Source organism: Pseudoalteromonas lipolytica (assembly GCF_001306915.1).
GTDB lineage: Bacteria > Pseudomonadota > Gammaproteobacteria > Enterobacterales > Alteromonadaceae > Pseudoalteromonas > Pseudoalteromonas simplex.
Genome location: NZ_LJTC01000011.1, coordinates 50,427 through 75,408, shown reverse-complemented (window position 1 = coordinate 75,408; position 24,982 = coordinate 50,427). Strand labels below are relative to the sequence as shown.

Sequence of the window (24,982 nt, the reverse complement as noted above, 5' to 3'; positions counted from 1 at the left end):
ATTTTTCTTCAAATCTTAATTTATAGTTGATAATTAAACTCGAGACGGTGGTCGCCATCCACAAAGTCAACGTTTTCATTCCAATTTGCAAAATAGCGGAGATTCATTCGCGGGTTTATTTGGTAACTTGCGGCGAATTCATGAGTTAAAATACGGCTTTGGTTTAACCCATAGTAATGGTCTTTGTAGTTATCACTACCGCCGATAGTGGTTAGCCAAAATGGATTGTAGTTAAGCCATATTTTATCGTTAATTGTCACTTTAGCGTACATACCCACTAAACCATAAGCACCCATAATGGAATAACCACTGTCACGACTGCCGTCATCTTCTAGGGTATTTTCACCAAGCGATGCACCCACACCAGCTAACGGATAGAACGTGAAACGTCCCATAGGTTTTAAAGCTTTAATAAAGCTGTACGAAACATCCATACTTTCGTCAGCAACAAGATTGGCATTAAGGTTATAGTTAGCATCAATTTGCGTTGCACTCATAGAGCTCAAATCAACAGAGAAGTTTCGAAAGCGAAACGAGTCGATAGAATCTGTTGTTTTGCTGTCGCTTTCCCAGCCTAGTGCATCGCCATATATGCCTTTTACTTCAATAACATTCATTCCGGCAGTTGTTGCGATACCTGTGTCGTATGCTTGGCCTACTTTTAAGTTTAGCCCTTTGTTAGTGGTACCAAAGCCTATTTGAGTATAAACAGCCAGAGGATCTGACATGTCTTGTACTTCTTTTTGATTATCCGCATAACTGGAAAATGAAACCCCAATACTAATTAGTGTGATGAGGTGATATGAAGTCATGTGTTGTCCTTACACAGAGATAAAAAGGCTTTTTCATTAGTTAGTTATAGTCTATTTTTTGTTCTTGTTCAATCCTAATTGAGGGCGAAAATATGGGGATCCAGTAGTTAAAATTTATGGGGTATTAGTTTTTTAGTATAGCTAAAAAGTTCACTAAGTATTTGTTGTTAGGTATTAATTATTAATTTCAAAAGCGGTTTATAGAAAATAGGTGGTTTTATTGATAGAGGCCAATGTATATAAAGGTAAGTGCTAGAATCGACCGTTTTTTCATCTATACTGATGAAAGCTCATTGTGAGTGAAAGGTATTGCTTTAACTAATAAAGGATGATTTATGAAAAAACTAATAGCGGCAGCTATTTGCGGTTTGGTTTCAACGGTAAGCCTTGCAGCTGATAAGCCAAACGTATTGGCCATAATGGTTGATGACGTTGCGCCAATCTCACTCAGTGCATACTCGCACGGTATGACCTACCCAACCCCTAATATTGATCGCATTGCTAACGAAGGTGCATTGTTTACTGATCATTATGCACAACCTAGCTGTACTGCGGGCCGTGCAGCATTTTTAATGGGGCAGTTGCCTGTGCGGACAGGCTTAACCACGGTAGGTCAACCTGGTAACCCTCTTGGTATAAAAGAAGCCGATCCTACCTTAGCCGAATTTTTAAAAGCTCGCGGTTATATGACGGCTCAATATGGTAAAAATCATTTAGGTGATTTAGATGAGCACTTACCAACAAAGCATGGCTTTGATGAATTTTACGGAAATTTGTACCACTTAAATGTGTCTGAAGAACCCGAGCAGGCTGATTACCCTAAAGATCCTAAGTTTGTTAAAAAGTTTGGCCCGCGTGGTGTGATTGAATCTTACGCCAATGGCAAAATCACTGATACTGGCCCACTTACTCGCAAACGAATGGAAACGTTTGATGAAGAAGTGTTAGAGCGCTCACTTAACTTTATGGAACGCGCAGTTAAAGCGAAAAAACCATTCTTTATTTGGCATGCCACAAGTCGTATGCATGTTTACACACACCTAAAACCTGAAAGCCGAAATTTAGCGACAGGCATTAGTTCTGAAGAAGATATTTTTGGTAGTGGCTTGATGGAGCATGATGGTCATGTTGGCAAGCTACTAGATAAACTTGATGAGCTAAAAATTGCCGATAACACCATTGTTATTTACACCAGCGATAATGGTCCTGAGCAATCAAGCTGGCCTGATGCAGGAACCACTGAGTTCCGTGGTGAAAAAATGACAACCTGGGAAGGGGGCGTGCGCGTGCCTTTCTTGGTACGCTGGCCTGATGAAATACCAAAAGGCTTAAAGCTCAATGGCATTTCATCACATGAAGATGTTTTCCCTACAGTTGCGGCTGCATTAGGTGAAAAGAACTTACGTGAAAAGCTTAAAAAGTCAGACAAAGTGTATATTGATGGTGAAAACAACCTAGCTTATTGGACTGGTAAAGCTGATAAATCTGCACGTAACTATTTCTTTTATTACTATGAGTCACAACTTACGGCGGTACGTTTTGGTCCATGGAAAATGCACTTCGCAACCAAACCAAATGGCTTATATTACGAAGATATGGTAACTCACAGTATGCCTAAATTATTTAATTTACGTAAAGATCCATTAGAACACTATGATGGGGTAACTGGTTTTCATCAAATCATGCGTAAGAGTTGGTTGATGCAGCCGATTATTGCTAAGTTAAATGAACATGTTCAAACCTTTGTTGAATTCCCACCACGTCAAGAAGCGGCGTCACTTAACGTGAATGAAGCAATCGAAAAAGCAAAATCACTAAACTATGGGCATTAATTATTAACCATAAGTTGAAAAGGGCCGATTAGGCCCTTTTTTAATGATTAATGCTATTCATCATTTCGAGCTGTTTCACAAACTGCTCAACTTGCTGGTTACCCGGTACCAAGCGGGCTAGGTTTCTGGCATAAAACAGCGCTTGGCTGTAGTTCTCTTCTGCCACATACCACTGTGCCAAACTGTAGCTGATATCTGGGTTATTCGGTGTTAAATTAAATGCGCGCTCAAGGGCTGAGATGGCCGCTGGCATGTTGCCTAAATCTTGTAATAGCAGGGCGTAGGTAAACTGATAGTTTGCATTTTCTTGTGCAAACTGCGCTGCTTTTTGTAAATGGTTAAGAGCGGTGTTTTTTTGTTTTGCGCGAATAAGGCTCATTGCCAGGGCATAATGTATGTCGGCGCTTTCTAGGTTAACGTCTAAGCCTTGTTTTAAGATGACTTGCGCTGCTTTTTCATCGCCTTGATTACGGTATAAATCTGCTAAATTGACATAAGCGGGAGCAAAAATAGGCTCAACACTGATTGCTTGCAGGTAATGTGCTTTGGCTTGCTCAGGCTTTTGTAATGTGAGCGCCAAATTGCCTAAATTGGTGTGTGAATAGCCACGCTCTGCTTGGTACTCTTGAATGCCTTTGTATTCATCAAGGGCTGCATTTAAACGTTTGCTGTCTTGCTCATTGAGCCCCGTAGGGAAGGGTTGAATTAACATACCTGCAAGTGCTCGTGCAGCTTCGGCTCTGATAGGCAAATTTTCATCATCTAAAAGCGGGTTCAACAGGCGCCAGCGCTGGTTGATATCAAACGGCATCGCCGCCTCAATGGCTGCTTGGCGTTTTAATGGTTCGCTGTCTTTTACTGAGCGAGCAATCGCGACGACAGCATTGTTATCTTGGCTTGCGGCTAAGCGGCTTAATGCTGATGCACGGATGATCTCAGGAAAGCCTTTATCTTGCACGATTTTGGTCAGCATGGTTGATGCATTAGGCAAACGGTTATCCGCGGCATGAAACGCCTCAGAAAAATGCGCAGTGCCAAGGTGCTTTGAATGTGGATGCCAGCCTTTTATTTTAGCAACCGCCCATTGTGGCGTCTTGTCTTCATGGCAGCTATTACAGGCATTTGGGGCATTGGTTTTTAATGTTAAGTCTGGACGAGGTACCCGAAAGCTGTGGTCGCGCCTTGCATCCACTTGCATATAGGTGGTGGCAGGCATATGACAATCAACACATTGGCTACCAGTACTTGCCACTTTATGACCGTGATGTTTTGGCGTGTCGAACACCTCTTGGCTATGACATTGCGTACAGGTTTGATTACCCGGTAGCTTTAATTTACCCGAATGAGGGTTATGGCAGTTACTACATGTTACCCCGGCATTGAACATTTTACTTTGTAAAAATGAACCCCAAACATAGTCTTCGTCCCACACTTGACCATCAACGTGATAAAGCTCTGGAGTGAGTAATGAGCCTTGAAAGTGTTGTAAAAAGCTATGTGGGTCTTTGCGGTCATCAAGCTGTGAGCGGCGAGCATGGCATGTTGCACACACTTGCACTTGCTCGCTTTTTACCAGAGGCTGCACGCTTTGCATACTGCCATCGACTTCTTGGGTAAACAGCGGGGTTTGCTTTTTAATATTATGCGCAAAGCCTTTATCAGCAATACTGCTATCGCCATCAGCCCATTTTAAATGCGCTTGTGTGTCGCCATGACACGCTTTACAGCTCACGTTAATGCTTGAATAAGTTGAATCAAAGCTATTCGTTTTAAGGTCAAATTGCTTTTTGAAATCAGTTGAGTGGCAATCGGCACACATATGATTCCAGTTTTGGCCTTTTTGCGACCAATGAAAAAGGTCGTGTTGTTTCTGCTCAGGATGCAGTACAAACCAGCGCTGACCGCCTTCTGTTTTACTGCGTGAGTCCCACGCAAATGGAAACAGTTGTATGTGGCCTTTGCCCATATTAAACATGTATTGCTGCAATGGCTCATAGCCAAATGTGTATAAAACAGAGTAGTCAGTCAACTTGCCATCAAGGTTTGGCATGCTTATAAAAAGTTGTTGATCTTTTTGAAAAAAGCGCGCTTGCTGGCCTTGATAGTCGAGGGTTTGTTCGTTGAAATTGCCAAGCACTGAAGCGGGAGTGGCTTTTTCCATAGCATGAAAATGATGGGATGTTTGCCAGTCTGCAACTTGGCTTTGATGACAGTTAACACACTGGGACTCTGCAAACACACTAAATGCGAAAAAGCTACATAACAGCCAAGCCAATCTCATCACAGAATAAATCCTTTTTATTTTTTACCACATGCACTTATGAGTTATATCAGTTTGTTACTGATAAGCAAAGTCGGCTTGTTAAAACGAGGATATAAAAAAGCCCGAGAAGCTCGGGCTTAGTAAGTTATAGACTTTTCTTCGGTGGCAGCGCAACGTTAGCGAAGATAAGCCCCGCCACTAATGACATAAATATCAAGAAGGTTTGTTGGCCTATATGCTCCGCATAAACGAAATCTTGACCTTCAATTAATGAATTCAAACCGATATAGGTTTTACTTCCAGGTACTAAAACAATTAAACCTTGCATGGCTACAATAGAGGCGGGTGCATTTGCAACACGGTTAAACAAGTTACTGAATACCCCGACAGATAAAGCACCAACAAATGTACCTAATGTGTAGTCTAGATACATGGCTGAACCAATACTTGTGCCATACGCGATAAAGCCAGAAGCGATTGACCAAACTGCATGCTTTAATTTTGTTCTAAAAATAACGATTAGGCTGCTACATAACATGAAGATAGCAAGCCAGGCTGTCCACTTTGGTAATGGTTCCGGTTGCACAAAATCACTTTGTCCAAAAATAGCAAAACCAATACCGATACCAATAAAAGCACCAAAATACAGTTTAAACAACAGCATGAATGAGTCCATCACCCGAGCTGTACCAGATACTAAATGCCTTGCCGCTAACTCTGCTAAACCGAGGGCTAATGCTAAGCCGGGTATAAATACAATGATGGCTGAAAGTACCACCAGTCGTATGTTTATTTGGGCATCAAGGTATACGCTTACAGCGCAGGCAATCATCGCAGAAACAATGGCAACTAATGGTTCAAGCATATGCGCAACACGCTTAGAGCGTGTTGACCAAAGTACAAATAAATACACCACTAAGGTGATCAGTGCTGACCAAAATACATCATTCCAGCTAGTCCCCATCAACATGGCAAATGCCCCACCTGAGGTCGCAAATGCAACGCCAGTCATAAATTTATTATATGGGTTTGGCATGGTGTAAATAATATCGAGCTGTTTATCGACTTCTTGTAGCGTCAGCTCGCCATTAAGCATTTTGTTTACTAAGTCATCGGTATCTGCCAGCGAGCCTAAGTCATGATCGCCCGGATCAACACGCGCCACATGGGTATACTCTTCTTCGTGACCATCTGTCCAGATCACAAAAGTCACGGATGTTGGCGACATAACAAAAGATGATTTTAAACCGAGGTAAGTCGCAACTTCCATTAAGTGCGCTTCTAGTCGGTATGCAGGTGTACCGTATTTATGAAGCATTTTGCCAAGCTTCACGATAAATTTTCGTTTTTCAGTAAACGTTGCGGTTTTCAAAGGCGTTTTGAACCAAAGGTTAAATTGTTCAGTTAAGGATAGACCAAAATTCAATAAGATATAGTCTAATAGCTAGACTATATCGCTTAAATTGACCAGCGCGATTTTAGCGACAAAAGCCGCTATGTCTAGTGTTATTTACGGCAAAATTACTTATTTTTTGCTTCAATCCACTGCGCCATGTATTGGGTCGAACGCATGGTGTGATGTTTAAGCATTTGGCCGGTAAAATTTTGCTGTCTATGCTGCGCTAATGACTCACTAATGGTGGTGATTTTAGCGATTAACTGCGACTGAAGTTTTGATTTATCATAATATTTTTGCAATAACTGCTGGCCATTTTGCTGTGCCTGAGTAAATAACGCTTCATCTTGATAAAGTGCTACTGCAGCACCTGCAAATTGCTTTGCATCTTCACAGATTGCGCCTGACCAAGGCTCATCTTGATGCATGCCTTCACTACCAATAGGGGTTGTTACGCTCGGCGTTTGCATGATCATCGCTTCGAGTAACTTACCCTTAATACCCGCCCCAAAACGCAGTGGCGATAAACATACTCGGGCATCTTCTATAACTTGGTAAGCATCATCTGCCCAGCCTTTGATTAAGAAGCCGGTTTTTGGATTGTTAAGCGCTGTCGCCTTAGGCGGTGGGTAAGAGCCATAAATATGGAGTTCAGCATCGGGTAATTGTTTGCGGATCAGCGGCCAAATCTGTTGCAAGTACAACACTGCATCCCAGTTTGGCGCATGACGAAAATTACCAATGGTCATAAAGTGCTTACGCTCAGCAAATGCTTTGGTGCTGGTAGGAATATGCTGTAAATCAACCAAAAATGGTAAATGGTGAAGTAGGGCGCTATCAACTTTGAAAACGTCATTGAGTAGCTGCATCTCGTAATGCGAGATTATTAAGCTGATCTCTGAGCGTAAAATTGCCGCGATTTCTCGCTTTGCAATATCGCTGTGTAAATCACTATGGCTGAATTCTCGGCCTGCTTTATGAGCTTCGTGACGGGCATTTCTTAGGCACTGTAAATCTTCGGTATCAAGAATTTTAAGTGCGTTAGGGCAGTATTTATCGACTCGCCAACCGAACTGTTCTTCCATCATAAAGCGGTCAAACATCACAATATCAGGGTTATACGCTTGCACGTACTCATCAAAGCTTGAGCAGTTTAATGCAATGACCTGTGTGGTAATGCCATCTTCGCTGAGATCCACCATGTGTTCGGTTTTTTGCGCTGGGCTTGCAAATTCAACTTGCCAGTTTTCTGCACGAAAGGCGCGCAAGAGTGACATCATGTGGGTGCCGGCTGCCGACGAATTAGGCTCAGGCCATACATAGCCGATCACTAACACTTTTTTCATTGACTTGAATCTCGTATTTTTAAGTTAACATCCACCAAGGTGCGAACGGGTGGCGTTGATTTATCTAATAGTTCTTTTAACACCTGACAGGTGCGTTTACCGATTTCATCGGCATTAATGGCGATGGTTGAAAGAGAAGGCAACATTAAGCGCGAATCTTCTAAGTCATCAAAGCCAATAACTTTAATGTCTTTACCCGGTTCAAGGCCGTGTTGGCGCATAGCTTCAATCGCGCCGTAAGCAATCACATCATTAAAACAGACAATGGCTTTGGTATTTGGTGCTTGTTTTATAAGGGTATTAAAGGCTTCTCGGCCACCTTGGCGGTTTGTCGGCGCTTGAATAACGGGTTTTTCGTCAGTGATATTAAATTGCTCAAGCGCAGCTAAAAAACCACTCAAACGTTCATGGTAGTCAGATATTTCAGCCGTGCCGCCTAAAAACGCAACTTCTTCTATGCCTTGCGATAAAATATGGCTAGTCGAAATATGTGTGCCTTTTTTGTTATCAGGCAAAATACACGGCGCAGCTGAAAACGGAATTTCACGCATGATATTAATAACCGGAAAACCACTATTTATTAAATCATCTTGCCACTGCTGCTCTGTCCCCGGTGCTGGACACATAATAAATGCCGATACGTTGTATTCTTTTAGGGTTTTCACCACTTGAGTTTGCCTTTCGACACACTCTGCAATATTCACCAGCATTGGCAGCATGCCAAGCTCAAAGATGTGTTTTTCGAGACCAACAGCAAGCTGAGCTGAATACGGGTTGGTTAAGTCATTTATAACCAACGCGACTAGGTTGGAGCGCTTGCTGCGTAGTGCTGCAGCATCGCGGTTATACACATAGCCAAGCTTATCAATGGCAGCCAGTACTTTTTCTTTACTTTTTTTACTGACCTTATCACTGTTGGTAAGGACCAAAGACACGGTTGACTTTGAAACCTGTGCTTGTTCAGCAACATCCCAAATTGTGACTTTGCCTGTCGATTTTTTCATTTTTATTAGCAAAAAGTGGCGAATAGAGTGCTCTTATTTTAGCGTAATTTAGCTGTTTAAGTCACTGATTGGCTGCCAAAAGGGTCGAAACTCTTTATGAAATGCTGCAAACATGTTCTACTTGTTTACAGAATCGAAAATAAAAACGAAAAAGGAACGAACATGAAAGCATTTAAACTGCTTTTTGCGCTAGTCATTGGCGCAGCTGTTTGCACACCCAGTTTTGCTAATCAAGGTTATCAAACTCCATCGCCGGCACTGGCTGCTGTGGTTGACGCTAAGCTCGCACCAAGTAGTTATTTATCGAATGATGGCCAGTGGCTGGCGCTATTCGATAGAAAACGCATCGATACCTTACAAGACTTAGCCAAAGAAGAGTTAAAACTTGCGGGCATTAAGCTTAATCCTGCTAATTTTTCGCGCTCACGAGTGCGTAATAAATTTACATCTTTAGTGCTTAAGCATGTTGAAACAGGCTCTGAAATTGTTGTATCTGGTTTGCCTAATGGCATTTTACGCTCACCAAGTTGGTCAAGCGACAGTCAATACTTGGCGTTTGTGGTTGAACAAGCATCGAGTGCTAACTTATGGGTCTATAATGTAAGTACTAAGCAAGCCCGCCAGTTAAGTGATACACCTCTTAATTCTGTGCTAACGCGCACGCCTTATACGTGGTTGCCAGATAGCAGCGCTATTGTCGCTAATGCAGCGGTCAATATTGGTAAAGCACGTATCAGCAACGACAGCTCGCAGGTTGTGCCTGTTATTCAGCAAAGTAGTGGTGAAAAAGCGCCTGCGCGTACTTATCAAAACCTGCTAACTAGCCCATACGATGAAGCACAATTTAAGTTCTTTGCCCAAAGCCAGCTGACTTATATTCCTCTCAGTGGTCAAGGCCAACCGATTGGTCAACCGGGCTTAATTAAATCGTTTTCGGTCTCGCCTGATTCAACCAATATTTTGGTTGGCATGATTGATGAGCCTTTTTCGTATCAAGTACCTTACAGCCGATTTGCTGCGACTTGGCAAATTTGGGGCATGCGTGGCTATACGCTTGCAGAGCTTGCGAAGCAGCCTTTAGCAGATAACATTCCACAAGGTTATGACAGTGTGCGTACTGGTCGCCGCGAATTTCAATGGCGTGCAGATCAAGGCGCTGAAGTCATTTGGGCAGAAGCACAAGACGGCGGTGATATGAAAACCGACGTGCCTTATCACGATCACCTTTATAGCCTAAGAGCACCTTTTAAACGTGATGCTAAGTTATTTGCGAAAGTTGAACGCCGTTTTGACTCAATTACTTGGGGCAACGGTAATGTTGCTCTGTTATCTGAATGGCGCTTTAGCGACCGACAAGTTCGCACATTTGTTATTCAACCTCGTAATGCAGATAAAAACCGCGTGCTATTTTCTGAGCGCAGCTATAACGATGCGTATAAAGATCCAGGTTACCCAATTTATGAAAAGAATGATTTAGGTGCTGACGTATTAAAAGTCGTTGGCGGGCGTTATCTTTTCTTACGCGGTAACGGTGCCTCTGAACAAGGTAATATTCCGTTTTTAGACCGATATGATGTAAAAACCAATTCCACAACACGTGTTTGGCAATCAGAAGCGCCATACTATGAGCGTGTGCGTGCAATGCTTGATGATGAAGGCGAGCGTTTAATTACGATTCGTGAATCTAAAACTGAGCAACCTAACTTTTTTATTCGCGACCTAGACGATAAAACCCTGACTCAACTTACGACTTTTGAGCACCCTTACCCAGAATTTAAAGGGGTGACTAAAGAGCTAATTCGATACAAGCGTGATGATGGCGTTGAGCTTAGTGGTACGCTTTATTTACCGCCTGGTTATGATTCAACTCAAGGCCCGTTACCGGTTCTAATGTGGGCTTATCCGCTTGAATATAAAGATAAAGCCGTTGCGTCACAAATGCGCGAGTCGCCTTATGAGTTTACTTATATCGGTTATTGGGGGCCAATGCCTTATCTTGCAAAAGGTATTGCCGTATTTGACGACCCGAAAATGCCAATTGTGGGTGTTGATGGTAAAGAGCCAAACGACTTATTCCGTAAGCAGCTGGTGGCAAGTGCTAAGGCTGCGGTAGATGTACTTGTTGAAAAAGGTGTGGCAGATAAAGATAACATTGCCATTGCTGGTCACTCTTATGGTGCCTTTATGGTGGCGAATTTATTAGCGCACAGCGATTTATTTAAAACCGGTATTGCCCGCAGTGGTGCTTACAACCGCACCCTAACGCCATTTGGTTTCCAAGGTGAAGAGCGTGACTTTTGGCAAGCGCAAGATGTGTACGCGGCGATGTCACCGTTTTTCCATGCTGAGAAAATCAATGAGCCTATGCTGATGATCCACGGTCAAGAAGATCCAAACTCGGGTACCTTCCCAATGCAAAGTGAGCGTATGTACGCTGCATTAAAAGGCCTAGGTAAAGAAGCCCGCTTAGTGATGTTACCTTATGAGGCGCATGGCTATCGTGCTCGTAAGAGCTTGCTGCATGTACTTTGGGAGCAAGAGCAGTGGTTAGAAAAATATTTATTAAGTGACGAAAAACCCGCAGAGCCAGTTGCCGCTGACGGTGTCACTCAGTAATTTGTTAAATGGTCATGTTAGGAATCCCCGCCCATTAAGCGGGGATTTTTGTATTGCCTACTTGCATATTCTTATTCGTAGATAAGCGGTTAGCAAATAAGAGGAAATGTTGTTCATGTTTATAATTCCAGATACCGACAAGAAAATTCGAGCAAAGATATCTAGCTATAAATCTGCTTTTAACCGAGAGATTAGAGATTATGGGTGTATCTCAGATGGTTATGGTAAGCGATATTTAATATTTCCTTTGTTGCTCGTACTCAATGATATGAAAAAAGCTGAGCAACACATACAGTGGCATGATTCACACTTTCCTGATGATATGGGTGAGCCAGTGCAAATGTTGTGTCGTTCGATACTAACTTTTCGTATTGGTGATATTAATAAGGCGTCTTACGAATTAGCTGAAACTATGTTTTCGAATGTATATTTATTGCCATGGCTACTTGATGAAAAAGTAGAGCCTATTGATATGCGCCATCTAACAAACTTCTCACTGTTAGAGTATTGTGAGGAAGTACCACACAGAGTTCTCGAAAGCATATCAGAGCAAGAGCTGGAGTGGATTTACAGCTGCTATCATTCAGAGGCTTTTGTAAAAGCAAGAACACGTTATATTGAAATCTACACGCGCTTAAAGCATGTTTCAGAAATGGATGAACGCGTTAAGCTATCTGATGAAGCTGAGAAGTTACTATCAGCTCTAAAAGTTTAGCAGGCAATAGCTTAAGGGAAGGTCCTAAGTGCTTGGTTTCTGCTTTGAATGCTATTTTAGTCAATTAAATTAGGCCTTTGATGCGGTCGTTATAAAACAAGGATGCTTATGAATAAGTTTATAATTCTAATATTATTTTTAATATCGTCTTGCTCATTACATGCAAAACAAACCAAAAGTTTAGAATTTTCTAAAGTGCTAGATAAGGAGATCCCGTTAATTCTTGAAAAAAGCAAAGCGCGTGGTATTGCTATATCGATTGTTCAAGGGAATGAGGTGCTTGGTTCATATTCTTATGGCCATGCTGACGCTGAAAATAGAACCCCAATCACACACAAAACTTTATTCAATGTTGGCTCCATTTCTAAAGTGATTACAGCTTGGGGCGCAATGATACTAGTTGAACAAGGTAAAGTTGAACTTGATAAACCAATTAATGATTACTTAAAAAGCTGGAAAATACCGAATTCTCAGTTTGATGCTAACAAAGTAACTTTACGTAATATTCTCTCTCATACTGCAGGGCTTTCATTAAGTGGCTACAATGGATGGAATGCTGAAGATCCATTACCTACTCTTGTAGAGTCATTAGAAGGCAATAACACGGGTGATGGAGCCGTTAAAATTATTCATGAACCTGACACTAAATGGTCATACTCAGGTGGTGGTTACACGATAGTTCAGCTGTTAATTGAAGACCTGACTAATCAATCTTTCAGTAATTATATGACTGAAAACGTTCTTTTACCCCTCGGAATGACAAATTCTTCGTTTGATATCAACCGTATTTCTCCAGCTTAGCTGGCTAGTCCTTACGATGAGAATGGCAACAAAACAGCTATGGTGTACTTTACAGAAACAGCTGCCGCTGGCTTTATAACAACTGCAGATGATTTAGCTAAGTTTAATCAGGCAGTGCTAAAAAATGAGCAAGGTAATTACATTGGTTCAAATATTTTATCAAATCAGCTTATTGCAAATATGATTCAAGCTCAGCCTCACACAGGAGGGCGATGGAGTATGAGTTATGTCGTAGACTCTGAGAATAACAGTCTAGGTTTTGCAGGGTTTAATAGAGGCTGGACATCCTTAACTCGCTCTGTGACAGATAAAAATATTGGTTATGTAATATTAAACAATAGTAGCGTTGGTGGAGTGAATAATGAAATTGATCAACTCCTGCTGTCTGTAATTAAAGGTAGTTAAACTGAAGCGCACATAGCAAGCATCTTAGCTATGCGCAATCGGTTTTAATTGCTCGCTTAACCAATCAATAAACACTCTGGTACGCCTTGGTAAATGGCGTCGATTTGGGTAGACGATATTCATAGGCATGGGCGGCAAATTATAGTCAGGCAAAACTTGGATAAGTTCACCACGACTAAGCTCGTCAAGAACTCCATGACGAGGCACTTGAATAAGGCCAAGCCCAGCTACACACGCTGCTTTATAGGCATCAGTATTGTTGACTGTGAGCTGTGATTTCATGGTCAGGGTTTGCCAATCGCCTTGCGTATCTTGGTATTCAAAGCCGGGGTCAAGTTGGCCGAGCGTTTGGCTATAGCGAACAATGTAATGCTCGGCTAAATCGCTAAGTTCAGTGATGTTGCCATAGTTTTTAATATAACCTGGGCTGACACAGTTAATCATCGGGCAGTGGCCAATTTTTTTCGCAATCAGCGATGAGTCTTCTAAATTACCGACTCGCACTACACAATCAAAGCCTTCTTCAATTAGGTTAACTCGTCTGTCAGAACTACTCAGTTCAATCTCTAATTGCGGGTGTGCAGATAAAAAGCTGTCTAGATTCGGTAGCACTAAGCGCCGACTAATTGGCTGTGGCATATCTACTCTAAGACGCCCTGATAACGCTTCGTCTTTTTTATGAAATAGGGTTTGTAGTTCGTCTATATCAGCAAGCATATCTTTGCAGCGCTGATAAAACACAGTGCCTTCATTGGTCAGCGTAACTCGCCTTGTTGTGCGGTTTAGAAGCCGAGCACCTAGCGTATCTTCGAGTTGTTTGACCAACTGCGAGACGGATGATTTAGGCATGCTCAGTGCAAGTGCTGCAGCCGAAAAGCTTTTTAGCTCTGCAACCTGAACAAAGGTTTTCATGGCATTTAGTTCATTCATGATTGTTTGTTATTTGCGAACAGTTAATTTAATTTTACATGGTTTATCTGGTTTTGCAGTGTAAATATACTGGTTGCTCACAATTACTTCAAAGCAAAAGGGTAAGCACGATGAGCAACAAAATTGCAGTGATCACAGGTGGTAATCGCGGTTTAGGTAAAAATACAGTTTTAAGTTTGGCACGTAAGAACATTGATTGTGTATTTACTTACAGAAGCCATAAAGATGAAGCGCAGCAAGTTGTAGAAGAAGTTGCAGCGCTAGGGGCAAAAGCCGTCGCCATTCAACTTGATGTGAGCGATATTTTAGGTTTTGCTGAATTTAAAAAAACACTTGAAAGTACTTTGGCAACACAATGGCAAACGTCTCGATTTGATTATTTAATCAATAACGCAGGTCATGGCAGTGATAGTGCATTTGCTGATACCAGTGAAGCTATGTTTGATAATTTGATGAATGTACATGTTAAAGGTGTGTTTTTCTTAACACAAACACTGCATGAGATGATCAATGATGGCGGGCGTATTATTAACTTATCTTCTGGGCTGACACGTTTTGCATTACCAGGAAAAGCGGCCTACGCCACCATGAAAGGGGCCGTTGAAGTATTAACCAAATACATGGCAAAGGAACTTGCTGGTCGCAATATTGCCGTGAATGTCGTCGCGCCTGGCGCAATTGCCACTGATTTTGGTGGCGGTGCTGTCCGTGATAATGAGCATGTTGCGCAATTAGTGAGTTCATTTACAGCCATGGGACGCGTTGGCCAAGCTGATGATATTGGTCCTATGATTGCGCAGCTACTCGGTGATGAAAACCGTTGGGTAACCGGGCAACGAATAGAAGCATCGGGCGGTATGTTTTTATAAGCCTGTTAGCAATCGCGTGTATGTTTGCTTATTTAAGTGGATGTGATTTAATCGCTTTCTCTTTTTAAGCAATAAACATGTGATTGCATTTATGCTCGATTTAGCAGTACTCGCGGTTTTTATTCCGACCTTTTTCTTTGTTTCTATTACACCTGGTATGTGTATGACGCTCGCCATGACGTTAGGCATGAGTGTAGGCGTTAGACGTACGCTGTGGATGATGGTCGGTGAGGTGTTAGGGGTTGCCACGGTAGCCATTGCTGCGGTGATTGGGGTTGCCAGTATTATGCTTAATTACCCTGACTTATTTGCCTTTTTAAAATACCTAGGTGGCGCGTACTTAATATACTTAGGTGTTAATATGTGGCGCTCTAAAACCAGCTTTAAACCTAACGATGCTACACAGCAACAAATTGGCCGTGGGCAATTGTTTTCGCAGGGCTATATTACTGCCATTGCAAACCCAAAAGGGTGGGCATTTATGATTTCTTTACTCCCTCCGTTTATTAATGTTGATTTAGCGGTTGCTCCTCAGCTTGCGGTATTATTGAGCATTATTATGCTGAGCGAATTTATCTGTATGTTGATTTATGCAACAGGCGGTAAAAGCTTAAGGCTGTTTTTGGATAAAGGCGATAATGTGAAGTGGTTAAACCGTATTGCTGGCGCGCTTATGATGGGTGTAGGCGTTTGGCTGGCACTAGGTTAACGCTAAGTTGGATAATAGCCATCTGCATATTGCAAATGGCTATTATCCTTTATGAGTCTTAATCAACTAATTCAACTTGCTTAGACACATGGTTAAAGCATAGTTTTAAAGTATCAATGGCAGTTCTTGTTTTTGCCGCTAAACTGTCTCTGGCTGGTGTTACAGCATAAACAGTATAGTTTGGCATTGCCCATTCAGGTGCTATTTCAACCAGTTCTTTCGATTTTAGTAAATGCCTAACTTCTGGCTCGGGTAACACGCCATAGCCAACACCATCAATCACAAGTTTGATTAAACTTTGCATGTTGTTCACTGTAATTTTAGCCTTTGGCAGTGGCTTGCTTTCTAATGTAGAAGGGTTAAATGCGTTGCTGTCAGCATTACTGTGTCCAATTCTGGCAAACTGGCTGAGATCTTGCCAGCGAGCCTGTTTTATTTGACTAATTGGATGATCTTTATGGGCGCATAACTTTAGTGGCCACGTTGCTAATTGCCTTGCTACTAGGTTGGAATCTGTTAATGGGCCAATAGCGATTGCTAAGTCAGCGCCGCATTTAATCATATCAATTGGCTCGTCAGTCAAAATTAACTGAATACGTAAATCATCAAATTCGTTAATTAAGCGCTCTAACGGCTCGCTTAATAATCCTCCACCAAAACCCACTGGCGCCACTAATTTAAGCTCGCCACTGGGCTTATTTTGCAAATGTTGTAATTGCGTACTGGCTTGATCAGCAAGTGCCAGCATTTTTAAACAGCTTTGATAATACAGGTGGCCGGCTTCGGTTAAGGTAAGTTCGCGTGGGCTGCGGTTAAATAGGCTTAATCCGATTTCTTGTTCTAATTGCTTAATGTGTTGACTCACAGCCGATGTGGTCATCGATAACTCTGCAGCTGCACCGCTCATATTGCCTGTCTCTACAGTACGAGAAAAAACGCGTAGTGTTTTTATCAGCTTGGAATTCATAGTTCAGGCCTTCTTAATTCAGTTTTAAGAAATCGTAAATTGTGAAAATCGGGACTTCTCATTAGTATGCAAACGCTAATTATTATCATTAATAAACAAAATGTCACGGAGTATTATTATGACGAGGGTTGTTACGAACATTTTACCATTAACGGCAGCTATACTGGCTAGTTTGTCTTATTCTGCAAATGCAGATGATAAAAAGCAAGATATGGAAGTGATTGTAGTTTCTGCTTCAGGTTATGAGCAGATGCTTAAAGAGGCACCAGCCAGCATCAGTGTTATTGATCGTGAGCAACTCGAAAAGCGTTTTTATCGTGATCTAACCGATGCAATGACAGATGTTCCTGGTGTGGTTGTCACAGGTGGTGGCGACAGAAAAGATATCAGTCTTCGTGGTATGGCAAGTCAATATACTTTGATTTTAATTGATGGCCAGCGTCAAACCTCTCGTGAAACCCGCCCAAATAGTGATGGCCCTGGTGTTGAAGGAGCATGGACTCCGCCTATCTCAGCGATTGAACGCATCGAGGTTATCCGTGGCCCTATGTCGTCATTATATGGCTCAGATGCAATCGGTGGGGTTATCAATATTATTACCCGTAAAATACCAGAAAAATGGTACGGTGAACTACGCTTAGATAGCACCATTCAAGAATCAAGTGAATCGGGCAATATCAATCAAGGTAGCTTTTTCACAGCGGGTGGCTTAATTCCTGAGTTATTAGGTATGCAGTTATCTGGTCAATTCTCAAAGCGTGACGAAGACGATTTTGAAGCAGGTTTTCGTGGCAAAGAGCAAAGTAATATCAAAGCTAAGTTCATCTTAACGCCTTCTGATAACCACGAAATCATGCTTGAAGTAGGCTCTGCAAACCAAAAACTCGACGAAACATTAGGCAAAACGGTTGCTCCTTTAGCTGAAGGCGAAAGCTGTGGTCGAAATGGCTGTCCTGAGTCATCAACCACAGAGTATGACCAAGAGAGTTATTCACTAAGCCATAATGGTTTTTATGATTTTGGCTCATCACGCAGTTACCTAAAGTACGATAAATTCGATAATACCTCTCGCGAAATGTATGTCGAAAATACCGATGCGCAAACCAGCTGGACTTTACCTTTTACCAATCATAATGCTGCATTTGGTGCCTCATATTTAAAAGAAGAGCTGGACGATTACACCAGTAACCGCATTAGTGACTTAACCCATGTTGAGAACGAGCAGTGGTCGGTGTTTGCCGAAGATGAGTGGGCAGCAACCAAGCAGTTTAAACTCACTACCGGTCTTCGTTATGATCATGATGGCAATTTTTCAGGCCATTTCAGCCCGCGTTTATATGGTGTGTATACAGCAACTAAGTCGTTGACGGTAAAAGGCGGTATCTCTACAGGCTTTAGAGCGCCGAATATTCGTCAATCTACTGCAGCGTGGGGGCAAGTGAGCCGAGGTGGTAATATTTACGGTAACCCAGATTTAAGCCCTGAAAAATCTGTAAACTACGAAATGGGTATCTATTACGATGCAAACCGTGATTTATCGCTTTCAAGCACCGTATTTTACAACGAATTTGAAGACAAAATTACCCGTATTTCGTGCCCACTCACCCAGTGTACTGATGGACCAAACCAGTTTGGTTCGATGCCAACGACCTATGTCAATGTGGATGAGGCCGTTACACAAGGTTTTGAGTTATCAGTATCTTACGACATTACCAGTGAGCTTGATGTTAGTGCCAACTACACCTACACCGATTCTGAGCAAAAAACCGGTGAATACAAAGGCAGCCCACTTAACCAATTACCAAAGCATATTTTACAAACTTCAGTTAATTGGCGCCCGGTTGATAAGCTAGGTACGTGGCTGCGTGTACATTACCGTGGTGAAGAAAGTCAGCCGACAACAGGTCCGTCACAAGACAGCTTAATTGCGCCAGATTACACCTTGGCTGATATCGGTGGTAACTATGATCTAAGCCGCAGCATTAAGTTAGGGTTTGGTGTTTATAATTTATTTGATAAAGAAATCACCGAAGCTGAATACGGATATGTTGAAGATGGTCGACGTTATTGGCTATCAGTCGGGTTTAATTTTTAAGCCTACTCCTTAGCAAAAGCAAAGCCAACGAGTTACGTTGGCTTTGTTAATAAAATTAACTTTAGTTTTGAAAATAACAATAAATCCAGTGATGCTACCTTTGGGTTTTTTTTTAATGGTTGTATAGCACTATAGTTATAGTTCGCTTTTTAAATAGTTCTACTACATTGGGTTAGTCATCAACTGACAGACAACAATGATAACGACTATAAAGGCGATATATGCAAAAAGTAACACAATTATGTAAACGAAAATCAGCGTCGTTTACTCCGCTCGCAGTGCTCTGTGCTGCTATTTTCTCACAGCCAAGCTTTGCAGGGAGTTGGCAGCAAAATGTCAGCATTGGCGGTTTTAATAATGTTCATATTTACACTCCTGATACGCAATCAAGCATAGGCAATGGCCATTCTTTGATGCTGGTACTGCATGGCTGCGTACAACCCATTAATAACTACTTAACTGCGAATCTTGAAGATGCAGCCGAAGCCCATGGCATGGTAATAGCCGTTCCTGATGCGATGAATAAAGCAGGCTATAGCTGCTGGTCATATTGGCAAGGAGCAATCAATCGCAGCTCTGGCGATTATAAAAATTTAATTAATTTAGCCAATGCATTAAGTTCTGACGTGGCGCGAAAAATTGATCCCAAACAAGTGTATATTGCAGGTTTATCATCTGGGGCTGCAATGGCTGCACAAACGGCTTGTGTTGCGCCTGATGTATTTGCCGGAGTTGCACCAAGCGCTGGGCCAACCATCGGCACAAGTTCAAGTGGGGCAATTTCGACCTGTGAAACAGTGTCTGAAAACACCTTTGTATCCCGCTGTGAAAGCTATGCTGGCAGTTATAAAGATCATTTTGCCACACAAATAGCGGTGATTGGTCACGGCACTGCCGATACCACAGTGAATACTTGTTATAACCAGCAAAACGCAGATGGCTTTGCTGCCCTTTATGAGGTTAATCAACTTTCAGGCACAACGACCATAAGTGATGATGCAACACGTACCGCTGAGCAGTCACTTTGGCAAGACAATCGGGTTGCTATGCTGTGGTTTAATAATTTGAATCACTCGTGGTCGGGCGGACAAGGTGCGTCTGGCGATTATGTCGCGGCAAACAGTATTAATTTTGCAACCTATCTCGGTGAGTACTTTGCGGCTAATAATAAACGAGTTGATCGTAATGCAGGCCCTGAAATTAGTAATTTAACTGCCACAGACAGTAATAACCAGCTCACTATTAGTGGCAGTGCAGTCGACCCAGAAGGCAGTGTAACCAATGTTGATATTAACGTGTATAGCCTAGCCGGTGGCGCGGCAAGCTTAATTGAGTCACTGAACGTGCAAGTCGATGCGAATAATACATTTAGCGGGGTGACAAGTGCACTCAGCGATGGACTTTATGAAGTGCGTGTCAGTGCCACAGATGACGAAGCGAAACAAGGTGATGAAGCTAATCTTACGGTACGCGTTGGGCCAGAGCCTGCGGCTACAGCACCACTACTGAGTGATACTGCGGCAAGTGTAAACGGGCAGTGCGCTTCAGTAACTGGCACGGTGATTGATGATAATCAAAACTTAAGTACTGTCGTGGTCAGTTTTAGCAATGGTGATGTGACAGCTACAGTGAATGGGCTTGAGTACTTTGCTGAACAATGCAATCTGGCTGGTGGCAATAATAGTGCAGTGATCACCGCAACTGATGATACTGCGCTGACATCAACAGATAGCATTAGTTTTGTCATCGATGCTGGTGTAACAGGCGATTACAATCTTCATATCAACGAAGGCCATATTAGCTGGGGCGAAGGTTACTCTGCCTGTTATTTAGCGTTTGGAACTGCTGCCTTTACTATGCGCGAGTATTCAGCGGGCACCAATCAATGTCAGTGGATTGCTGATGATAATTCAAGTTGTGCAGGGCCATTACAGGCATGCAAAACCACCACTGAACCGACTAATGACGCAGACAACGACGGTGTGCTCGACGGCGCAGATAATTGCCCAAATGTAGCGAATGCTGATCAAGCTGATAACGATAATGACGGGATTGGTAATGTGTGTGACAGCACTCCTGATGGTGAAACGAGTGACTCTGACAGCGATGGTGTTAGTGATAGCCTAGATAACTGCCCGCTGGTGGCCAATAGTGATCAACTGGATAGTGATGCAGATGGTGTGGGTGATGCGTGTGACTCAACACCGAATGGTGATTACCAATGCACTGAAACCACCTCAAGCAACTATGCACATGTGCAAGCAAATCGCGCAACCACGAATGGCTCTTACGCCTATGCTGTGGGCTCAGGTGATAACCTAGGTCTTTATAACACCTTTTATACCAGTACCTTAGCGCAAACTAGTGCTGGGTATTATGAATTAGGTAATTGCCCTAATTAATAAATGTGTGTCGCCCATGTGGGCGACATAGCTTTAGTTACTCTTATATTTAAACCATTACCGCCTACGTTAAAAATGATTACAGGGTTACCAGTGGAATTGTTGAAACAACTAGTCACGACGCTTTTTGCTGTTTTCAACAATATTTAAATGCTTCAAATTTGTTTACTAATTTAAGCTGGTTGGCATGATTGGTCATAAAGATGATTTTAGTGTTCTTACCAATTTTGTGTTTTTATGTTGCACGCTCATCTCAAAATTTTCTCAAACTTATCAATTCCCGTAAATAATCAAATAAAATTAACTAATTAAGTTTGTAAAGAATTTTACTTGATAGCTTTTATTTTTATCGGGACAGACTTTTTGAATATTGGTCAATATTCTTTTCTTTTTTTGTAACGCCAATTGGTTGACAATACAATTTATTGGTAATAACTTATGTTGTTATTGGTAACCTTGTTGTGCCAGTTTGTGTAAGTGCTGCTATTAAGATGTAGTGCTGTGAGATTTAAAAAATTTAACTAGGCGCACTTTTCGAAATGGTTAACTTCATTCAAAAGTGTCAATTTATTTAGGAGTTCTACATGTCAAAACCAACGATCGGTTTTATCGGCCTTGGCCTAATGGGTGGCAATATGGTCGAGAATCTACAAAACAAAGGCTATCAGTTGATTGTGATGGATCTTAATAAAGAAGCCGTTACAAAATGTGTAGAGCGAGGTGCTCAAACAGTATCGACAGGTAAAGAGTTAGCCGCTGCTTCAGACATTGTTATGCTTTGCTTAACAACATCAGATATCGTGGAAAAAGTAGTTTATTCAGATGAAGGTTTATTGGGTGGATTAAAAGAAGGATCTGTTTTAATAGATTTTGGTACATCAATTCCTGCCTCAACTAAGAAAATTGGTAAAGACCTTGCTGCAAAAGGCGTAGGTATGATTGATGCACCTTTAGGGCGTACTCCAGCGCATGCAAAAGATGGCTTATTGAATATTATGGCTGCAGGTGACTTAGAGACGTTTAATAAAGTGAAGCCTGTATTAGATGATCAAGGTGAAAATGTGTTCCATTTAGGGGAGCTTGGCGCAGGTCATACAACAAAGTTAATTAATAACTTTATGGGTATGACAACGGTATGTGCGATGTCTCAAGCATTTGCTGTTGCTGATCGTGCCGGCGTAAATCGCCAACAACTTTTCGACATTATGTCTACGGGACCATCAAATTCACCTTTTATGCATTTTTGTAAAAACTATGCGGTGGATGGAGTGAGTGATCTTGGGTTTTCAATTGCAAATGCAAATAAGGACTTAGGTTACTTTTTACAGATGGTAGAGGATCTTGGCACTGTGTCAAAAATTGCTGAAGGCTCATCGGCGAATTTACAAGCGGCATTTGATGCGGGAATGGGTCAAGGCAATGTGCCTGAGATTTTTGATTATTTCAAAAGCTTAGTTAAGTAAAGCCATTTGCCAAAGCGCTTCACATCGTGAAGCGTCTGAACACACATAATAAAGCTGATGGCGTTTTTCGTCGAAATATCAGTAAAAATGAGTTAACTATGCGATTGATTAAACTAAATATAATAAAGCTTAGCCTAGTTATTCTTGGTTGTTTTTCGACAACGATTGCAGCCAAAGACTACTTAATAGACAACAAACAAGCTTACGCAAAAATAGCCAACACGTTACAAGCAGGTGATACCGTAATTTTACAAAATGGGGTGTGGCATGACTTCGAAATTGTTTTATCTGGTCAAGGCTCTAAACAATTACCGATTAGATTAAAGCCGCAAACTAAAGGTAAGGTTATTTTATCTGGGCAGTCAAACCTTCGTTTAGCAGGGCAGTATTTGCATGCCAGCGGCCTTGTATTTAAAAATGGTTATACCCCGACATCCGCGGTTATTGAGTTTCGTAATGGTAAAGAACTCGCATTTAATTCGCGTGTCTCTGAAATGGTAATCGATAATTATAACAACCCAGATAAGCGCGAATCTGATTATTGGGTAGCGCTTTATGGTCAGCATAACCGTTTTGATCACAACCACTTGGAAGGTAAACGAAATAAAGGAGTAACAGTTGCGGTTCGGTTGAACTCTGAACAAAGTCAGCAGAATTACCATCAAATTGACCATAACTATTTTGGCTATCGTCCTGTATTTGGCTCTAACGGTGGAGAAACGTTACGTATTGGGACGAGCCACTACTCGTTGTCCGATTCGCACACATTAGTTGAGAACAACTATTTTGAACAAACCAATGGTGAGGTCGAAATCATTTCGATTAAATCAGGTAAGAACCATATTCGAAATAACGTTTTTTATGAAGCTCGCGGCACACTTACACTGCGTCATGGGAATGGAAATATCATCGAAGAAAATATTTTTTTCGGTAATGGTGTAGAGCATACTGGCGGCATTCGCGTTATCAACAAAGATCACATTATTCGTAATAATTATCTCGAGGGATTAACGGGATTTCGTTTTGGCAGTGGCTTTACGGTGATGAATGGTGTGCCTAATTCACCCATTAACCGCTATCACCAAGTTGAAAACGCGCAAATTGAAAACAATACCTTTATAAATGTTGAACATATTCAGCTTGCTGCTGGCAGTGATGCTGAACGCAGTGCTGTACCAATTAATAGTGTGATGAACAATAACCTGATCATTAACGACTCGCAGCAACCGTTCACAGCTTTTGATGATATTAGTGGCATTAAGTTTAGTAACAACATTGCCAATACAGCCGTATTACCATCGCTTAGCAAGGGAGTAAAGCAAAAGCAAGTTAAGTTAAAGCGTAATAAAGCGGGCTTACTTTACCCTGTTTCAGAGTCAGTTTTTGCGGGTGCTAAGGCTGATTTAACTGTACTGAAAAAAGCAGACACAGGAGTGAGCTGGTACCCTAAAAGCCCTGCAATTGTGGCTTTTGATTCGGGAAAAACCCATCGAGTGGAAAATTCTGCGAAGGATCTCCTGCTTAAAATTGAACAAGCGCACTCTGGTGATGTACTTGAACTATCAGCAGGAGACTATGACCTCGCAAAACTGGTCGTGATTGATAAAACCCTTTCTTTTAAGGCGGCTCAAGATGGCGCTGTGAATTTGACTTTTGAGCGCTCTAGTTTGTTCGAAATTCATGATGGCGGCAGTTTAAAATTAGAAGGGTTAGTTATATCTGGTAAAAACAGCCCAGACTCAGCGGGTAATTCGGTTATTCGTACTAAAAAATGGGGCATGGTTGAAAACTACCGTTTGATTATGGAGCGTTGCCAATTAATTAATTTAGATATTAATCATACCTTTGATTTTTTTAAAACGGGTAAAGGTGCACTAGCGGATGAAATCACTTTAATTAATAACCAGTTTAGTCAGGTTACTGGTGATATCTTGCGCCTTGACAGCGAGATTGAAAACTTAGGTGTGTATAACGCAGAGTATGTCACCTTAACAAATAACCATTTTGATAATGTTAGCGGTGCGCTAGTTAAGCTTTATCGTGGCGGCACTGATGAAAGTACGTTTGGTCCACACTTTTTGTTAAATAATAATACACTGAACTCAGTGGGTTTAGGGAAGCGAAATCAAACTAATGCCAGTGTTTACTTACATGGTGTGCAAGTTACCGAAATCGCCGAGAACGCGTTTACCAATTCTGCGCCGATTGTCGTTGAACATACCGTTGGTGAACCGCAAACGCGTATTATCTCAAACACGTTCACTAATACAGCAAAACCACACATTAAAGAGCTAAATATTGCAGGCTCGCATACGGCTATTTTAAAAAATAACCAAGTGATTCAGAAGTAGGGAGCA

General features: G+C 41.8%; 18 protein-coding genes. 11 read left to right on the top strand and 7 right to left on the bottom strand.

Annotated elements, in window-relative coordinates; all coding sequences use genetic code 11:
- Window positions 1-20: 20 nt before the first annotated feature.
- Window positions 21-812, bottom strand: a complete 792-nt coding sequence (locus AOG27_RS15940) for a hypothetical protein (protein WP_054553997.1) — start codon at window positions 810-812, stop codon at window positions 21-23.
- Window positions 813-1,147: 335 nt separating this feature from the next.
- Between AOG27_RS15940 and AOG27_RS15935 the strand changes: the two genes are divergently transcribed.
- Window positions 1,148-2,644 carry an arylsulfatase gene (locus AOG27_RS15935; RefSeq protein WP_054553996.1) on the top strand — a complete coding sequence of 499 codons (1,497 nt, stop codon included), beginning with the start codon at window positions 1,148-1,150 and terminating at the stop codon, window positions 2,642-2,644.
- Between the two features lie 40 nt (window positions 2,645-2,684).
- Here the strand turns inward: AOG27_RS15935 and AOG27_RS15930 are convergent, their stop codons facing one another.
- The 4 genes from AOG27_RS15930 to AOG27_RS15915 form a co-directional block, all read right to left on the bottom strand.
- Window positions 2,685-4,925, bottom strand: coding sequence for a cytochrome c3 family protein (locus tag AOG27_RS15930; protein WP_054553995.1), 2,241 nt, complete (start codon window positions 4,923-4,925; stop codon window positions 2,685-2,687).
- Window positions 4,926-5,052: 127 nt separating this feature from the next.
- Window positions 5,053-6,279 carry a threonine/serine ThrE exporter family protein gene (locus AOG27_RS15925; RefSeq protein WP_082389304.1) on the bottom strand — a complete coding sequence of 409 codons (1,227 nt, stop codon included), beginning with the start codon at window positions 6,277-6,279 and terminating at the stop codon, window positions 5,053-5,055.
- 149 nt (window positions 6,280-6,428) lie between these two features.
- Entirely contained in the window at window positions 6,429-7,649 is a 1,221-nt protein-coding gene (locus AOG27_RS15920) for a glycosyltransferase (RefSeq protein ID WP_054553994.1), read from the bottom strand.
- Complete coding sequence (locus AOG27_RS15915; RefSeq protein WP_054553993.1) at window positions 7,646-8,653, bottom strand: LacI family DNA-binding transcriptional regulator; 1,008 nt, start codon at window positions 8,651-8,653, stop codon at window positions 7,646-7,648. The genes AOG27_RS15920 and AOG27_RS15915 overlap by 4 nt, the downstream gene beginning before the upstream one ends.
- A gap of 162 nt (window positions 8,654-8,815) precedes the next feature.
- On the opposite strand from AOG27_RS15915, the gene AOG27_RS15910 reads away from it, so the two are divergent.
- From AOG27_RS15910 to AOG27_RS21925, 4 genes are all read left to right on the top strand, one after another.
- On the top strand, window positions 8,816-11,269 hold the full coding sequence (locus tag AOG27_RS15910; RefSeq protein WP_054553992.1) for a S9 family peptidase: 2,454 nt from the start codon (window positions 8,816-8,818) through the stop codon (window positions 11,267-11,269).
- Between the two features lie 115 nt (window positions 11,270-11,384).
- Complete coding sequence (locus AOG27_RS15905) at window positions 11,385-11,984, top strand: hypothetical protein (protein ID WP_054553991.1); 600 nt, start codon at window positions 11,385-11,387, stop codon at window positions 11,982-11,984.
- A gap of 108 nt (window positions 11,985-12,092) precedes the next feature.
- Window positions 12,093-12,785, top strand: coding sequence for a serine hydrolase domain-containing protein (locus AOG27_RS21930; protein ID WP_327077892.1), 693 nt, complete (start codon window positions 12,093-12,095; stop codon window positions 12,783-12,785).
- A 42-nt stretch (window positions 12,786-12,827) separates the two neighbouring features.
- The gene (locus AOG27_RS21925) at window positions 12,828-13,190 is read left to right on the top strand and encodes a hypothetical protein (RefSeq protein ID WP_327077891.1); all 363 of its coding nucleotides are present in this window, start codon (window positions 12,828-12,830) and stop codon (window positions 13,188-13,190) included.
- Between the two features lie 24 nt (window positions 13,191-13,214).
- On the opposite strand, the gene AOG27_RS15895 is transcribed toward AOG27_RS21925, so the two are convergent.
- A complete protein-coding gene (locus AOG27_RS15895; protein ID WP_082389298.1) occupies window positions 13,215-14,120 on the bottom strand; it encodes a LysR family transcriptional regulator in 906 nt (301 codons plus the stop codon).
- Window positions 14,121-14,230: 110 nt separating this feature from the next.
- Here AOG27_RS15895 and AOG27_RS15890 point away from each other — a divergent pair, with 110 nt between their 5' ends.
- Entirely contained in the window at window positions 14,231-14,989 is a 759-nt protein-coding gene (locus tag AOG27_RS15890) for an SDR family NAD(P)-dependent oxidoreductase (protein ID WP_054553989.1), read from the top strand.
- Window positions 14,990-15,080: 91 nt separating this feature from the next.
- Window positions 15,081-15,698, top strand: a complete 618-nt coding sequence (locus AOG27_RS15885; RefSeq protein WP_054554085.1) for a LysE family translocator — start codon at window positions 15,081-15,083, stop codon at window positions 15,696-15,698.
- 58 nt (window positions 15,699-15,756) lie between these two features.
- Here AOG27_RS15885 and AOG27_RS15880 read toward each other — a convergent pair whose 3' ends face one another.
- Window positions 15,757-16,665, bottom strand: coding sequence for a LysR family transcriptional regulator (locus tag AOG27_RS15880; RefSeq protein WP_054553988.1), 909 nt, complete (start codon window positions 16,663-16,665; stop codon window positions 15,757-15,759).
- A 118-nt stretch (window positions 16,666-16,783) separates the two neighbouring features.
- Between AOG27_RS15880 and AOG27_RS15875 the strand changes: the two genes are divergently transcribed.
- From AOG27_RS15875 to AOG27_RS15860, 4 genes are all read left to right on the top strand, one after another.
- Window positions 16,784-18,760, top strand: a complete 1,977-nt coding sequence (locus tag AOG27_RS15875; protein WP_054553987.1) for a ligand-gated channel protein — start codon at window positions 16,784-16,786, stop codon at window positions 18,758-18,760.
- A gap of 221 nt (window positions 18,761-18,981) precedes the next feature.
- Window positions 18,982-21,162 (top strand): PHB depolymerase family esterase, encoded by a 2,181-nt coding sequence (locus AOG27_RS15870; RefSeq protein WP_054553986.1) that lies wholly within the window; start codon window positions 18,982-18,984, stop codon window positions 21,160-21,162.
- Window positions 21,163-21,746: 584 nt separating this feature from the next.
- Window positions 21,747-22,625 (top strand): NAD(P)-dependent oxidoreductase, encoded by an 879-nt coding sequence (locus AOG27_RS15865; protein WP_054553985.1) that lies wholly within the window; start codon window positions 21,747-21,749, stop codon window positions 22,623-22,625.
- 98 nt (window positions 22,626-22,723) lie between these two features.
- Window positions 22,724-24,976, top strand: coding sequence for a polysaccharide lyase 6 family protein (locus tag AOG27_RS15860; RefSeq protein WP_054554084.1), 2,253 nt, complete (start codon window positions 22,724-22,726; stop codon window positions 24,974-24,976).
- Window positions 24,977-24,982: the final 6 nt, after the last annotated feature.